Annotated in this window: 13 protein-coding genes; 3 read left to right on the top strand and 10 right to left on the bottom strand. The window is 65.4% G+C overall.

The genetic code is table 11. The features are described 5' to 3' along the window. Positions 1-795, top strand: a 795-nt coding sequence (locus ACNPP0_RS26560; RefSeq protein ID WP_448707481.1) for a methyl-accepting chemotaxis protein, incomplete at its 5' end; no start/stop codon positions are given. Between the two features lie 31 nt (positions 796-826). On the opposite strand, the gene ACNPP0_RS26555 is transcribed toward ACNPP0_RS26560, so the two are convergent. The 8 genes from ACNPP0_RS26555 to hutC all read right to left on the bottom strand — a co-directional run bounded on the left by ACNPP0_RS26555 (position 827) and on the right by hutC (position 10,713). Then, on the bottom strand, positions 827-1,591 hold the full coding sequence (locus ACNPP0_RS26555; RefSeq protein WP_448707480.1) for a carbon-nitrogen hydrolase family protein: 765 nt from the start codon (positions 1,589-1,591) through the stop codon (positions 827-829). A gap of 89 nt (positions 1,592-1,680) precedes the next feature. Beyond that, a complete protein-coding gene (gene hutI / locus ACNPP0_RS26550; RefSeq protein WP_448707478.1) occupies positions 1,681-2,898 on the bottom strand; it encodes an imidazolonepropionase in 1,218 nt (405 codons plus the stop codon). Positions 2,899-2,955: 57 nt separating this feature from the next. Then, a complete protein-coding gene (gene hutT, locus ACNPP0_RS26545) occupies positions 2,956-4,362 on the bottom strand; it encodes an L-histidine transporter HutT (RefSeq protein ID WP_448707477.1) in 1,407 nt (468 codons plus the stop codon). A gap of 127 nt (positions 4,363-4,489) precedes the next feature. Then, positions 4,490-6,019, bottom strand: a complete 1,530-nt coding sequence (gene hutH / locus ACNPP0_RS26540; RefSeq protein WP_448707476.1) for a histidine ammonia-lyase — start codon at positions 6,017-6,019, stop codon at positions 4,490-4,492. A gap of 45 nt (positions 6,020-6,064) precedes the next feature. Further along, positions 6,065-7,477, bottom strand: a complete 1,413-nt coding sequence (locus ACNPP0_RS26535) for a purine-cytosine permease family protein (RefSeq protein WP_448707475.1) — start codon at positions 7,475-7,477, stop codon at positions 6,065-6,067. Between the two features lie 83 nt (positions 7,478-7,560). After that, positions 7,561-9,240: a urocanate hydratase gene (gene hutU / locus ACNPP0_RS26530; RefSeq protein WP_332612582.1), complete on the bottom strand. Its 1,680-nt coding sequence runs from the start codon at positions 9,238-9,240 to the stop codon at positions 7,561-7,563. A 136-nt stretch (positions 9,241-9,376) separates the two neighbouring features. Further along, complete coding sequence (locus tag ACNPP0_RS26525) at positions 9,377-9,973, bottom strand: HutD/Ves family protein (protein ID WP_448707474.1); 597 nt, start codon at positions 9,971-9,973, stop codon at positions 9,377-9,379. Next, positions 9,970-10,713, bottom strand: a complete 744-nt coding sequence (gene hutC / locus ACNPP0_RS26520; protein WP_448707473.1) for a histidine utilization transcriptional repressor HutC — start codon at positions 10,711-10,713, stop codon at positions 9,970-9,972. Before hutC ends, ACNPP0_RS26525 begins: the two co-directional genes overlap by 4 nt. Before the next feature lie 128 nt (positions 10,714-10,841). On the opposite strand from hutC, the gene ACNPP0_RS26515 reads away from it, so the two are divergent. Further along, entirely contained in the window at positions 10,842-11,132 is a 291-nt protein-coding gene (locus ACNPP0_RS26515; RefSeq protein ID WP_046805570.1) for a metal/formaldehyde-sensitive transcriptional repressor, read from the top strand. Between the two features lie 28 nt (positions 11,133-11,160). Then, positions 11,161-12,270: an S-(hydroxymethyl)glutathione dehydrogenase/class III alcohol dehydrogenase gene (locus tag ACNPP0_RS26510; protein ID WP_104144862.1), complete on the top strand. Its 1,110-nt coding sequence runs from the start codon at positions 11,161-11,163 to the stop codon at positions 12,268-12,270. Between the two features lie 24 nt (positions 12,271-12,294). On the opposite strand, the gene ACNPP0_RS26505 is transcribed toward ACNPP0_RS26510, so the two are convergent. After that, entirely contained in the window at positions 12,295-13,437 is a 1,143-nt protein-coding gene (locus ACNPP0_RS26505; protein WP_448707472.1) for a glycosyltransferase, read from the bottom strand. Beyond that, the gene (locus ACNPP0_RS26500; RefSeq protein ID WP_448707471.1) at positions 13,434-14,453 is read right to left on the bottom strand and encodes a WaaZ-like lipopolysaccharide core biosynthesis protein; all 1,020 of its coding nucleotides are present in this window, start codon (positions 14,451-14,453) and stop codon (positions 13,434-13,436) included. Before ACNPP0_RS26500 ends, ACNPP0_RS26505 begins: the two co-directional genes overlap by 4 nt. Positions 14,454-14,781: the final 328 nt, after the last annotated feature.

Raw genomic sequence — 14,781 nt, 5'->3', positions numbered from 1 at the left:
CATGCGGGGCGCGAAGGCGTGGTGGAGATCAACGCGGGTTCCAGCGAAATTGCCGCCGGCAACCAGGACCTGTCCAGCCGCACCGAGCAACAGGCCGCGTCGTTGGAACAAACCGCCGCCAGCATGGAGCAACTGCTGTCCACAGTGACCAGCAACGCCGAGAACGCGCGCCAGGCCAATCAGATGGCCGTCGTGGCCAGCCAGGTGGTGCAGCGCGGCGGCATGGCAGTAAAAGAAGCCGTCAGCACCATGCGCGAAATCGCGCAGGACTCCGGCCGCATCGAGGACATCGTCAGCGTAATCGACGGCATCGCCTTCCAGACCAACATCCTGGCGCTGAACGCAGCGGTCGAGGCCGCGCGCGCGGGCGAAGAGGGCAAGGGCTTCGCGGTGGTGGCGGCGGAAGTGCGGTCGCTGGCGCAGCGCAGCGCGGGCGCGGCCAAAGAGATCAAGCAACTGCTGTCGGCCTCCAGCGCGACCGTGCAGGCCGGATCCACCCAGGTCGAAACGGCCGGGCGCACCATGCAAGAAATCCTGGACACCATTGAACGGCTGACGCTGCTGGTCAACGACATCGCCACCGCTTCGCAAGAGCAGGTGACCGGCATTGATCAGGTCAACACCGCCGTCAACCAGATGGACCAGGTGACGCAGCAAAATGCCGCGCTGGTGGAAGAAGCCGCGGCGGCCGCCACATCGCTGGAAAACCAGGCGCAGCGTTTGCAGGGCGCGGTCAGCGCGTTCCGGCTGCCGACGTTGATCGAAGACCGCCGGCACATCGCCATCGCGGCCTGAGCGCGGCGCGCGGGCAATTGCAACGCACCGGCTATTCCTTCACGTAGCAGGGATATTGCGATTGCTGCGCCCGCGACCGCGCGGGGTCCACGTCGACGACCACGATGGACTCCGTATCGGTGGACTGCGCCAGCACGTCGCCGTCGGGCTGGAACGCAAACGCCCGGCCGCCGAACACCTGGCCCTGCGCCGTGCGCCCGGCCCGGTTCGAGCTGACCACATAGCAGCCCGACACCAACGCCGCCATCGCGCCGGCCGTCAGCCAGCGGCCGACGGACGCGCCGCTGGCGCGCGGCACCACGATTAGTTCGGCCCCCTCGCGCCCGTAGCGGCGCGACCGCTCGTTGAACATCAATTCGGTGCACAGCTGCACGCCCAGGCGGATGCCGCCCACCTCGAACACCTGAAAACCTTCCATCGCGGGGCGAAACCAGGTGGCTTCGAAAAAGCCCGGCTCTTCGGGAAAGAACTGCTTGTGATGCAGCGCCGTGTAGCGCCCGCCCTGCAAAGCGAACGCTTCGTTGGCCAGGCGGTCGCCGGCCGGCACGGGGCGTGACGAGATAACGGCGGGCACCTGCAACGCCGCCAGCGCGGTCAGCCCCGCTTCGTGCAGGCGCACCGACTCGGCGGCGCGCCCGCCGTCATAGGTAGCCGAGGCCGCCAGCCACGGGCCGAACGGCATTTCGTTGGTAACAAGCAGGTCGGGCGCCAGCTCGGCCACGCGGTCGGCGATGCCCTCCCACGTGGCGCTGTCCGGCAGCAAGTCCACCGGCCCTTCCATCATGCAGATCCGCATACGTTCCCCTGGATGCACGGCGCGCCCGCAATCAGGCGCGATCGAACGACATCGTAGAACGTCCGGACCCGCCATGGTGCATCGGCTGCTCAGCTCAGCGCCGCCACATCCACCAGGGCGCCGTGGCGCACCACGCGCTTGGGCAGGTCGCCACCGATCCAGTACGCCAGCTCGGACGGGTGCGCCACGTCCCAGGCCACGAAGTCGGCCACCTTGCCCGCTTGCAACGAGCCGTGCGTGACGTGCAGGCCCAGCGCGCGGGCCGCGTGCAGCGTTGCGCCGGCCAGCGCTTCTTCGGGCGTCATCTTGAACAGCGTGCAGGCCATGCTCATCATCAGCCGCAACGACAGCACGGGGGATGTGCCCGGGTTCAGGTCGGTGGAAATCGCAATCGGCACGCCATGGCGGCGCAGCAGTTCCAGCGGCGGCAACTGCGTTTCGCGCAGCGCATAGAAAGCCCCGGGCAGCAGCACCGCCACCGTGCCGGCCCGCGCCATGGCCAGCACATCGCTTTCGGTCAGGTATTCCAGATGGTCCGCCGACAAGGCGCCGTAGCGCGCGGCCAAGGTTGCGCCGTGCAGCGACGACAGCTGCTCGGCATGCAATTTGACGGGCAGGTCCAGATGCACCGCCGCCTGAAAGACACGTTCCACCTGTTCCGGCGTAAACGCCAGATGCTCGCAGAAGGCATCGACGGCATCGATCAGCCCTTCGGCCGCCAATACCGGCAACATGCGCCGCGCGACCTCGTCGATGTAGTCGTCGGGCCGCCCGGCGAATTCGGGCGGCAAGGCATGCGCGGCCAGACAGGTGGCCTGCACGGTCATCGGCAGCATCTGGCCCAGGCGCCGCGCCACGCGCAGCATCTTGCGTTCATTGGGCAGGTCCAGCCCGTAGCCGGATTTGACTTCCAGCGTGGTGACGCCATCGCGCAGCAGGTGCAGCGCGCGTTGCCGGGCGCTGGCGTACAGCGCGTCTTCGGATGCCTCGCGCGTGGCGCGCACGGTGCTGGCGATGCCGCCACCTTGCGCCGCGATCCGCGCGTAGTCCACGCCTTGCAGGCGCTGCTCGAATTCCGTGCTGCGGTTGCCGCCAAAGACCAGATGCGTGTGGCAATCGATGAGCCCGGGCGTGACCCAGGCGCCGCGCAGGTCATGCTCATGCACCGCATCGACCGGCGGCAGCAACGCTTCTTTGCCGACCCATTCGATGCGGTCGGCATGCGTCACGATGGCCGCGTCTTCAATCACCGAATACGCCCCGTCCACCATCGTGGCGGCGTGGCAATGTCGCCAGACCTGTCTCATGCAGTTCTCCTTAAAGCCGGCGCCGCGCCGCGCAAGGCGGCAGGGCGCCGTGTTCGTTCAGTCAGACCCTTGCGGCACCGGCGCCGGAAGCCCGCCGCCCGGGCCGCGCGGTTGCACCAGATAGCGGTAGGCCACGCACAGCAACGCAATCCACACCGCGCCTACGGCCAGCGCCATCTGGGTCCGCGGGAAATATCCCAGCACGCCGATCACGAACACCAGGAACGCAATTGCCAGCAGCGGGCCAACAGGCCAGAAAGGCACTGGAAACTTCAGGGCGGCGACCTCGTCCGGGCTCATCTTGCGCCGCATCGCCACCTGCGATAACAGAATCATCAGCCAGACCCACACGGTGGCAAACGTAGCGATCGACGCGATCAACATGAAGACGTCTTCCGGGATCAGGTAGTTCAGCAGCACGCCCAGCAGCAGCGCAACCGTCATGACCACCACCGTCATCCACGGCACGCCGGAATCCGACACCGCCGCGAAGCCACGCGGCGCCTGCCCCTGGCGCGCCATGCCATACAGCATGCGGCCCGCACCGAAGATGTCGCTGTTGATGGCCGACACCGCCGCCGAGATCACGACGATGTTCAGGATGGTGGCCGCCGACTTGATACCCAGCCCATCAAAGATCTGCACGAACGGGCTGCCCTGGCTGCCGATCTGCGTCCACGGGAAAATGGACATCAACACGAACAAGGTCAGCACGTAGAACAGCAGGATGCGCAGCGGCACGGCGTTGATGGCGCGCGGAATGGTGCGGCCGGGGTCCTTGGCCTCGCCCGCCGTGATGCCGATGATCTCGATGCCGCCAAATGCAAACACCACCACCGCCAGCGACGCAATCAGCCCGCCCACGCCATTGGGCATGAAGCCGCCGTGCTCCCACAGGTTATGCACACCCGTCGCCGCGCTTTCCACGTTCAGGCCAAAACCAAACAGCATGATGCCCAGCCCGCCGGCAATCATCGCAATGATGGCGCCCACTTTCAGCAGCGACAGCCAGAATTCCAGTTCTCCAAACACCTTGACCGAACACAGGTTGATGGCGCCGATGAAGAACACGATGGACAGCACCCAGATCCAGCGCGGCACATCGGGATACCAAAAGCCCATGTACAGCCCGAACGCGGTGATGTCCGCCAGGCACACGATGATCATCTCGAACGCGTAGGTCCAGCCGGTCAGAAAGCCCGCCACCGGTCCCAGGTAGGCGGTGGCATAGTGCCCGAAGGAGCCGGACACGGGATCCTTCACCGCCATTTCACCCAGCGCGCGCATCACCATGTACACGGCCGCGCCGGCGATCAGGTACGCGATCAGCACCGACGGCCCGGCCTGCTCGATGGCCTTGGCCGCCCCGTAGAACAGCCCCGTGCCGATGGCCGAGCCCAACGCCATGAAGCGGATGTGCCTGGCGTTGAGTCCCCGTTTGAGATCCTGCGTTTGAGCTTGCATGTTGCGTCTCCGTCCTTGTTATAGGTATAGGCGTACAGCATCAAGCGCTGCGCGAGCGGCTTCTATGGACGCTTCGGCACAGCGCGGCAGTGGCGGCCCCTTGCTGGGCGCCGCGACGGTTGAAGAATCAAAGGCTGGGCAGCAACCCGGCCGGCATCAGCCCATTCAGCACCTGCGCCGAAATCAAGCCGCTGGCGGCGGCGATGTCGGGCGCGAAGAAGCGGTCTTCCTCGTAGTGCGGCACTTGCTCGCGCAACGCCCGGCGCGCCTGCTCCAGCTGAGGCGACGTCTTGAGCCCTTCACGGAAATCCAGCCCCTGGCACGCGCCCAGCCATTCAATGGCCAGGATGTCGCGCACGTTTTCCGCCATCGCCCACAAGCGCTTGCCGGCATTGGGCGCCATCGACACGTGGTCTTCCTGGTTGGCCGACGTGGGCATGCTGTCCACGCTGGCCGGATGCGCCAGGGCCTTGTTGTCGCTGGCCAGCGCGGCGGCCGTCACCTGCGCGATCATGAAACCGGAATTGACCCCGCCCTTGGCCACCAGGAACGGCGGCAATTGCGACATGTGCTTGTCCATCATCAGCGCAATGCGCCGTTCGGACAACGCACCGATCTCGGCCAACGCCAGCGCCAGGTTGTCGGCCACCATCGCCACGGGTTCGGCATGGAAGTTGCCGCCCGAAATCACGTCGCCCTGCGCCACGAACACCAGCGGGTTGTCGGACACCGCGTTCGATTCAATTTGCAGCACGTGCGCGGCGTGGCGGATCTGCGTCAGGCACGCGCCCATCACCTGCGGTTGGCAGCGCAACGAGTACGGGTCCTGCACCTTTTCGCAATCGGCATGCGAATGGCCGACCTCGCTGTCCTGACCCAGCAGCTCGCGGTAGACGGCGGCCACCGCAATCTGGCCCGGCTGGCCGCGCGCGGCGTGGATGCGTGCATCGAACGGCACGCGCGAACCCAGCATCGCTTCCACGCTAAGGCTGCCGCACACCAGGCCGGCCGCCATCATGTCTTCGGCTTCGAACAAGCCGCGCAGCGCATACGCGGTGGACACCTGTGTGCCGTTCAACAACGCCAGCCCTTCCTTGGCCGCCAGCGTCAAGGGCACCAGCCCGGCGCGCGCCAGCGCTTCTTGCGCGGGCAGCCATTCGCCTTGATAGCGCGCACGGCTTTCGCCCAGCATCACGATGGACATATGCGCCAACGGCGCCAGGTCGCCCGAGGCGCCCACCGAGCCCTTCAACGGAATGTGCGGGTACACGCCCGCATTCACCATCGCGATCAGGCTGTCGATCACATGGCGGCGAATGCCGGAATAGCCGCGCGCCAGGCTGTTGATCTTCAGCACCATGATGAGCCGCACCATGGCGTCATCCAGGGGCTCGCCCACGCCCGCCGCATGCGAGCGCACCAGCGAACTTTGCAGCGCTTGCAAGTCTTCGCGCGCGATCTTGGTGGATGCCAGCAAGCCAAAGCCCGTGTTGATGCCGTACACCGTGCGGCCTTCCGCGATCAGGCGCTCAACGGTGGCCACGCTGGCGTCGATGGCATCGGCCGCGCCGGCATCCAGTGTCAGCCGCACGGGCGCTTGGTACACGCGCCGCAAGTCGGACAAAGTCAGATGGCCGGGCTTCAAGTGCAAATCCATTGGGGGTCTCCTACGCCGGCTTCCCGGCTTGATGCAATGTTGTTGTCAGACCGGACGTTGTGCCGGCTCGTGCGCCGCAAGCCGCGAATCGCGGCGGGCGAATAGGTAATAGAGAATGCTGGGCACGATCAGGCCGATGATCCAGGACACGTCCACGCCGCCCAGCCGTTCGACCATGGGGCCGGTATAAAGCTTGGTCGAGATGAACGGCATCTGCACCAGCACGCCAAACGCGTACACCAGGATGCCGGGCCAGTTCCAACGCCCGTAGCGCCCATTCGGGTCCGACAACGCGGCCACGTCATAGCGGCCACGGTTGACGAAGTAGTAGTCCACCAGGTTCACCGCGCTCCAGGGCACGAAGAAGGCCAGCAGGAAAAGGATGAAGGACTTGAACGCGTTCAGGAAAGAATGCTGGCCCACCAACGCCACCGCCGTGGCCGCGCCCACAATCAGCACCACCGCCACCGCGCGCTGGCGCCGCGATATCTCCACGTGCCCACGAAAACCGCTGACGATGGTGGCGATGCACATGAAGCTGCCGTAGGAATTCAGCGTCGAAATCGTGACTTTGCCGAACGCGATGCTGAAGTACAGCAAGGCCGCCATCGTGCCCGTGCCGCGCAGCCCCACGATGTACGCCACTTCGCGTCCGGCGAATTGGCCAGCGGACATCGCGGCCGCCAACACGCCCAGCACCATCGCGATCTGCGCGCCCAGCACCGACCCCAGGCCCACCGCCAGGAACGTCTTGGCCGATGACGTCGAGGCCGGCAGATAGCGCGAATAGTCCGCCACGTACGGGCCATAGGCGATCTGCCAGGACGCCGCCAGCGACACCGCCAACAGGAACGGCCCCCAGGCGAAATGCCGGATTTGCAGCAGCTGCCCCACATCGCCCACTGCGATCACGCGGGTGAACAGGTACACGAACGCGATCAGGCCAAACACGGTGGCAACGCGCCCGATAAGGTGAATGACGCGGTAGCCGAACAGCGTGGCCACCACGATGACCGACGCAAAGATCAGGATGCCCACGGTATCGCTGACGCCGAACAACTGCCCCAGCGCCTGACCGGACAGCACCGTGCCCGTGGCCGTGAAGCCCAGGTACATCAGGCACACCAGCACAATCGGAATCGCGGCGCCGTACACACCGAACTGCACGCGGCTGGAGATCATCTGCGGCAAGCCCAGCTTGGGCCCTTGCGCCGCATGCAGCGCCATCACGACGCCGCCCAGCACTTGCCCGATGAACAGCCCGATCAAGGACCAGAACACGTCGCCGCCCAACACCACCGCCAACGCGCCGGTGACGATCGCGGTGATTTGCAGGTTGGCGCCCATCCACAGGGTGAACTGGCTGTAGAGCTTGCCGTGCCGCTCGGACGGCGGAATGTAGTCAATCGAACGCCGCTCGATAAGCGGCGCGGAACCAGCCTCGCTGTCTTGCGCCATCGCATTGCCTCGTGGGTGACGTGGGGCCAACCGATGCGGTCATGGCCCCACGCGGGTTGGCGGGATCGGGGGTTGCGCGGCGCTTAGCGCTGGGCGTTGACCATGGGCAGGTTCAAGCCCTGCTCTTTCGCGCAGTCAATGGCGATGTCGTAGCCGGCGTCGGCATGGCGCATCACGCCCGTGGCCGGATCGTTGGTCAGTACGCGCGCAATGCGTTCGGCGGCCTCGTCCGTGCCGTCGCACACGACCACCATGCCCGAGTGCTGCGAGAATCCCATGCCCACGCCGCCGCCGTGATGCAGCGACACCCAGGTGGCGCCGCTGGCGGTGTTCAACAAGGCGTTCAGCAACGGCCAGTCGGACACGGCATCCGAGCCGTCGCGCATGGATTCGGTTTCGCGGTTGGGGCTGGCGACGGATCCGGAATCCAGGTGGTCGCGACCGATGACGACGGGCGCCGACAACTCGCCCGAGCGCACCATTTCATTGAACGCCAGACCCAGCTTGGCACGTTGGCCCAAACCCACCCAGCAGATGCGCGCCGGCAAGCCCTGAAAGCTGATGCGTTCGCGCGCCATCTCCAGCCAGCGGTGCAGGTGCGCGTCGTCGGGAATCAGTTCCTTGACCTTGGCGTCAGTCTTGTAGATGTCTTGCGGGTCGCCCGACAGCGCGGCCCAGCGGAACGGGCCGACGCCGCGGCAGAACAAGGGGCGGATATACGCGGGCACGAACCCGGGGAAGTCAAAGGCGTCGGCCACGCCTTCTTCCTGCGCCATCTGGCGGATGTTGTTGCCGTAGTCGAACGTGGGGATGCCCTGGCGCTTGAACGCCAGCATCGCCTGCACGTGCACGGCCATCGATTGCTTGGCCGCCTTGATGACGACGGCCGGCTCGCGCTTGGCGCGTTCGCGATATTCGGGCCACGTCCAGCCGGACGGCAGATAGCCGTTCAGCGGATCGTGCGCGCTGGTCTGGTCGGTGACCATGTCGGGCTTGACGCCACGGCGCACCAGTTCGGGCAGCACGTCGGCGGCGTTGCCGCACAGCGCGATGGACACGGCGCGGCCTTGTTCTGTGTAGGTCTTGATGCGCGCCAGCGCGTCATCCAGGTCGGTGGCCTGCTCGTCCACATAGCGGGTACGCAGACGGAAATCAATGCTGGCCTGCTGGCATTCGATGTTCAGCGAGCATGCGCCCGCCAGCGTGGCGGCCAGCGGCTGCGCGCCGCCCATGCCGCCCAGGCCCGCGGTCAGCACCCAGCGCCCGGCCAGATTACCGCCATAGTGCTGGCGGCCCGCCTCGACGAAGGTTTCATACGTGCCCTGCACGATGCCCTGGCTGCCGATGTAGATCCAGCTGCCCGCCGTCATCTGGCCGTACATGGCCAAACCCTTGGCGTCCAGTTCGTTGAAGTGTTCCCAGTTGGCCCAATGCGGCACCAGATTGGAGTTGGCGATCAGCACGCGCGGCGCGTTGGCATGGGTCTTGAAGACGCCGACGGGCTTGCCCGACTGCACCAGCAACGTTTCATCATCGTTCAGCTGGGTCAGCGATTCGACGATCTTGTCGTAGCAGTCCCAGTTGCGGGCGGCACGGCCGATGCCGCCGTACACCACCAGTTCCTTCGGGTTTTCGGCGACGTCCGGGTCCAGGTTGTTCATCAACATGCGCAGCGGCGCTTCGGTCAACCAGCTTTTGGCGGTCAGCTGGTTGCCACGCGGGGCGCGGATGACGACATCGCGATATCGATTCGATTGGTCCAAGACAGTCTCCTTGATCGGTTCTGCCGCGCGCGTGCCCGCAGCGCGGCGATTGCCCGCATCATAGGATGCCTATGCTTGTATATACAAGATAGGACGAGACGAATTTGGATAGGGGTTTACCCGCCCTTTTTTCCCTCTATCGCGGATGCAGCTCGATCACGCAAGCCTTCACATCGCCGCAGCCGGCAAGGCGATACGACGTCAGGGCGTGCCGCCCCTCTACCTGCAGGCAGTCGTAGCGCGCAGGCAGCGCATGGTCGGCGCCGTCCACGGTCAACACCAGCGCGTCGCCCGCGTTCAGCACCAGCACGCTGTGCGCGTCGCTATGAAACGCCCATGGCCCAGCGCCCGAAGCCCATTGCAGCCGCGCGTGATAACGCCGCGGCTTGTAGATCAGGTTGAAGTCGCGGATAGGCCCGTCCAGCAGACGGCAATGGACTTTGGCGTCACCCAGGAATGCGTAAGGCTGAAGCGTTGTCAGCGGCGTCTGGGCCTGCCCGTCAACGCTCAATTCAATGCCGCTGCCTTCCAGCACCGTGATGATGCGCTGATAGCCCGTGAACGCTGAAAAGCCGCCGTCTTGCGCGACGTCGGCAATCGACAGGCGCCAATCGAACTCGGCGGTGCTGCCGCCGGCGTTGCAGGCAACCTCCTGCGTGGTGCCGCCGCCGTTTTTCCAGGGCATGCGCGGGTAGTCGGCCGCGCGATACAAGCGAACGTCGGGCGGATTCATGTTGTGAACTTGCCTTCCAGACGGTGGCGCGAGCCGGGGTGGATCAGTCGCGCCAGCGTTACCGCGCGGTCGCCGGACCAGGTGCGGCGACGGATCAACAGGCACGGCTCGCTGCGCTCGATCTGCAACAGCTGGCATTCGCGCGGCTTGGCCAGAATGGCTTCCACGACATGTTCGCCTTCGCTAAGCGGCGCCACGCGCGTCAGATATTCGTAGGGGGTGTGTTGCGTGAAGTCCTGTTTCAGGTAGTCCGGCGCCAGCCGCACATTGACGTAGCGGTCTTCCAGCTGAATGGGCACGTCATCCTCGAAATGCACGATGACGGATTGGAATACGGGCTGACCCACGCGCAGGTCCAGCGCCAGCGCCTGCTCGGACCCGGCCGGCTCTTCGGCCAGGCGCACCACGCGGCTGTGATGCCGATGATTGCGCGCCGCGATCTCGTCCGCGATGTTGTTCACGGCAAACAATGCCGACCGCGCCTTGGGCTGCGCGACGAACGTGCCCACCCCCTGCATGCGCACCAGCAGGCCCTCGGCCGTCAGCTCGCGCAGCGCGCGGTTGATCGTCATGCGGCTGAATCCCAACTCTTCGACCAGTTCGCTTTCCGAGGGCACCCGATAGTGCGCGGGCCACGCGCCCGTGCGGATCTGCTGCGCAATCATCTGCTTGACCTGCGCATACAGCGGGGCGGGCAGGGCATTGGCCTGGACGGGAAGTCGGGGGGGAGAAGAAGCCACGGAATGATCCTGGGGTGGGCGCCGCAAGGCGTTGGAAAACGGCTTGTAGTATAGACAGGTACACATGTCTTGCGGATGACTGGCCGCTTTCCGTATACTCCCCCCCTGTATCGTTTTCGGAGCCTGCCGTGCCGCATTCGCCGGAAGAAAAAAAACGTGTCGTCACCCGCCTGCGCCGTATCCAGGGGCAGGCGTTAGCATTGGAACGCGCGGTCAACGAAGGCACGGAATGCGGCGCGCTGCTGCAACAGCTGGCCGCCTTGCGCGGCGCGGCCACCGGCCTGATGGCCGAGGTGCTGGAAAGCCATCTCCGGGAAACCTTCCTGCAATCCGCCCAGGGCGGGCCGCAACACGCCGGGATCGACGCCGAGGCCGAGGTCGATCAGCTGATGCGCATCGTCCGTTCCTATTTGAAGTAATTCCCCCGACATTCGTGGAGCAAACACTATGAAATCACGCGCAGCAGTCGCATTCGGACCCGGCAAGCCGCTGGAAATCGTTGAAATCGACGTCGCGCCCCCGCAGCGCGGCGAAGTGCTGGTGCAGATCACCCACACCGGCGTCTGCCACACCGACGCGTTCACCCTCAGCGGCGACGATCCCGAGGGCCTGTTTCCCGCCGTGCTGGGCCACGAAGGCGCGGGCGTGGTGGTCGAAGTGGGCGAAGGCGTCACGTCGCTGAAACCGGGCGACCACGTCATCCCGCTCTACACGGCCGAATGCCGCGAGTGCAAATTCTGCCTGTCCGGCAAGACCAACCTGTGCCAGAAGGTGCGCGCCACCCAAGGCAAGGGCGTGATGCCCGACGGCACCTCGCGTTTCAGCTACGAAGGCAAGCCGCTGTACCACTACATGGGCTGCTCGACCTTTAGCGAATACACGGTCGTCAACGAAATCTCGCTGGCCAAGATCAACCCGGCCGCCCCGCATGAAAAGGTTTGCCTGTTGGGCTGCGGTGTAACCACCGGCCTGGGCGCCGTGCACAACACCGCGAAGGTCAAGGAAGGCGACACCGTCGCCGTGTTCGGCCTGGGCGGCATCGGCTTGGCCGTGATCCAGGGCGCGGTGCAGGCCAAGGCTGGCCGCATCATCGCCGTGGACACCAACCCGAACAAATTCGTGCTGGCCAGCGCCATGGGCGCCACCGACTGCATCAACCCCAAGGACTACGACAAGCCCATCCAGGACGTCATCGTCGAACTCACCGACGGCGGCGTGGACTTTTCGTTTGAATGCATCGGCAATGTGCACGTGATGCGCGCCGCGCTGGAATGCTGCCACAAGGGTTGGGGCGAAAGCATCATCATCGGCGTGGCCGGCGCCGGCCAGGAAATCAGCACGCGCCCGTTTCAGCTCGTCACGGGCCGTGTGTGGCGCGGTTCGGCCTTTGGCGGCGTGAAGGGCCGCACACAGTTGCCGGGCATGGTTGAAGACGCCATGAGCGGCAAGATCGATCTGGACCCGTTCGTCACGCACACGCTGCCGCTGGATCGCATCAACGAAGCCTTCGACCTGATGCATGAAGGCAAGTCGATCCGCACCGTGATCCACTTCTAAGGATCGCGCGCCAACGCCGGGGCGTCAGGACGTCAGTTCAAACTGGCGGTCTGAGGCCCCGCGTTCTTGGTACACCTGTTCCGTCTGCCCCACGAAATGCGCCAGCGAAAACTCGCGCAAGGCGGTATTGCGGGCGTCTTCGCCCATCTTCGCGGCGATGGCGCGATCGTTCAGGATGGTGGACACGGTGGCCAGCACGCTGCTGACCGAACCGGGCGGCACCACCCAACCGTTGCGCCCGTCCGTCACGTTCTCGGTCAGCCCGCCCACCTTGCTGACGATGACCGGCTTGCCCGCCGCCATCATTTCGCGGCATGCGAACGAGATCGTCTCCAGACGCGACGACAACACAAAGCCCACATCCAGTGCCGCCAGAAATGGCCGCACGTCCTCCAGCAAGCCCGTGAACACAACCTGATCCGTCATGGCCAGTTCGGCCACGCGCTGGCGCTGTTCGTCGTCCGGTTGCTTGCCGGCAATCAGGATGACGACCTGATCGCGTTGATGCTCGGGCAGCAGCGACACGGCAGTCACCATGTCCAGCCAGTTCTTGTACACGGCGGTGCCGGCGTTGCTGCCGATCACCAGCCGGCGTTGCATTGCCTTGGGCAGCAGCGCGGCACGCGCGCGGGCGGCCTCGTCAGGGGTGGCCGGCCGATACTGAAGCGTGTCCACGCCGTTGTGCACCACGCGCAGGTCTTCATCGCGAAACACCGAATCCTTCATGCGGCGGAAGGTGTGGCCGCACACGCAGATAACGCGGTTGGTGCCCCACTTGGCGCGCATGCGCACGCCCAGGCTATTGGCGCTGCGGTCCGTGTGCTGCGTGTAGACGATGAAGGGCCGCTTCGCACCCATGCCCACCGTGGCCAGCATGCACAGGCGATGGTCCGCCGAACCGTTCACGTGGATCACGTCGAATTGCTCGCGGCGCAGCAGCGCGCGCAGCCGGCGCAACGCGCTTAATTGCTGAAACGGGCGGCCCTTGAATTCCAGGTCGATGGAATGCACGCCGGGCAAGGCGTGGGCTTCGGCCAGCAGGCGGCTGCCACGCGGCGCGGCCACGGTGATCTGGGCGCGCTGGCGCAGCATGCGTGCCAGGGACATGACGTAGGTGGTGTGCCCCCCGCCATCGCCCTGGTGAAAGTTGGTGTACAGAATCTTCATCGTGATAGGCCCGAGAACCGTTGCGGGGAAGGCGGGGATTCCCCTTGTTTGAGCAAACAGCTCCAATGGCGCTTTTCAAAAACGTCTTCGCCCAGGCGGCTATTCATGGACAGGTTGTAGACCTGGACGCCGCGCGCCCGCAGCAGCTGGCTAGCCCGGCGGAATGCCGGTTCGATATGTCCGGCAAACTGCCGGTCCAGCGCGGTAGCCAGTTGCGCGCCCGGGCTTTCGTAAAAGCGGGGGCCGGCCGTGGCGGTCAGGTCCAGGCCGTGCAGGTACAGCGTGCGCGCGCCCATCCAGGTCAGCAGTTGCAAGGCCGTGTAGGCCACCGTGCCGCCGCCGAACAGGCCGCGTGTCGGGTTCAGGCTGAAGCCGTGCGCGTGCTGCGGGTGATGCGCATCGAACAACACCAGCTCGGGGTCGCGCGCCAGCTGCGCGGCAAGGGCATCGGGTTGCGCGCGCGCTTGCAGGGCGCGCTGGTGCACTTCCTCGAACAGCGCAATGCGGCATCGGACCGCCTTGGCGTCGAACAGGTACGAAATCCACCGGTAGACCTCGGGCGTGACAAACAGCAGCAGGTCCTGCGACAAGACCTCGGCGACCAGGTCGCGTCGGCGCTTCACAAAACCGGCATCAAGCATCGCGTAGTAATCGAAGCGCAACGAGGGATGCGCGCGCCGCAGCGCAATCGAGCCATTCACGCCCATCACGTTGCCCAGCCGGCAACGCGCATAGTCGATTTCAGCAATCGAGGGGCCGCTAAGAATCAGGTGAGCGTCGTCGGCGATGTCCCGTGGCACGTCGGCCAAGGGCTGGGTAGCCGGACCTTGCACGCCGATGACGTTGCAGGCCACCAGGCGGTCGTGGTCGCGGGCATCGCGGCGCACTTTCACCAGCGGCCATAAGGTTTCGTTATGCCGATAGGCGCCGGTTCGCGTATAGCGGTAAAGATAGCGAAAGCCCTTGGTCAGTGGGCGCGAACGGAGCAAACGGGGAACGAGGGCAAATCGGGTCATGAACGGTGCCGCTGACAGCGCGGCGAAACCTTACGAGGCGCTGATTCTACGAGGGCAGCATGCCCGCCAGCGCGTCCGAAACATTTGTGTTGTAACAGCTTGGCAGGGCATCCGATCGCACCCTTTTTTCCTGCGGACGCCGGGCTGGTGGCGTCGTCCCATATCGCGAAACCCGCGCCAGTACTGCTTCCCAGGGCATTGCGCGTCCACGGGGCCGGCGCGCACCATTTGCGTGCATGCTTACCGTGACGAACGCACTATCGGCAGCCTCGTGCCGCCGAGTGTGCGTTCGTACCTTCCATTACCTTTTGCGCCAAAGCGAAAGGAG

It is taken from the genome of Achromobacter semiaridum (assembly GCF_053543755.1).
Note: the sequence above shows the minus strand (reverse complement) of the source record. Positions and strands in the feature narration are given on the sequence as shown.

Excerpts from the sequence above, each read along its gene's own strand:
- ACNPP0_RS26555 (WP_448707480.1), bottom strand. The coding sequence starts at position 1,591 with ATGCGGATCTGCATGATGGAAGGGCCGGTGGACTTGCTGCCGGACAGC.
- hutI (WP_448707478.1), bottom strand. The coding sequence starts at position 2,898 with ATGAGACAGGTCTGGCGACATTGCCACGCCGCCACGATGGTGGACGGG.
- hutT (WP_448707477.1), bottom strand. The coding sequence starts at position 4,362 with ATGCAAGCTCAAACGCAGGATCTCAAACGGGGACTCAACGCCAGGCAC.
- hutH (WP_448707476.1), bottom strand. The coding sequence starts at position 6,019 with ATGGATTTGCACTTGAAGCCCGGCCATCTGACTTTGTCCGACTTGCGG.
- ACNPP0_RS26535 (WP_448707475.1), bottom strand. The coding sequence starts at position 7,477 with ATGGCGCAAGACAGCGAGGCTGGTTCCGCGCCGCTTATCGAGCGGCGT.
- ACNPP0_RS26525 (WP_448707474.1), bottom strand. The coding sequence starts at position 9,973 with ATGAATCCGCCCGACGTTCGCTTGTATCGCGCGGCCGACTACCCGCGC.
- ACNPP0_RS26510 (WP_104144862.1), top strand. The coding sequence starts at position 11,161 with ATGAAATCACGCGCAGCAGTCGCATTCGGACCCGGCAAGCCGCTGGAA.
- ACNPP0_RS26505 (WP_448707472.1), bottom strand. The coding sequence starts at position 13,437 with ATGAAGATTCTGTACACCAACTTTCACCAGGGCGATGGCGGGGGGCAC.
- ACNPP0_RS26500 (WP_448707471.1), bottom strand. The coding sequence starts at position 14,453 with ATGACCCGATTTGCCCTCGTTCCCCGTTTGCTCCGTTCGCGCCCACTG.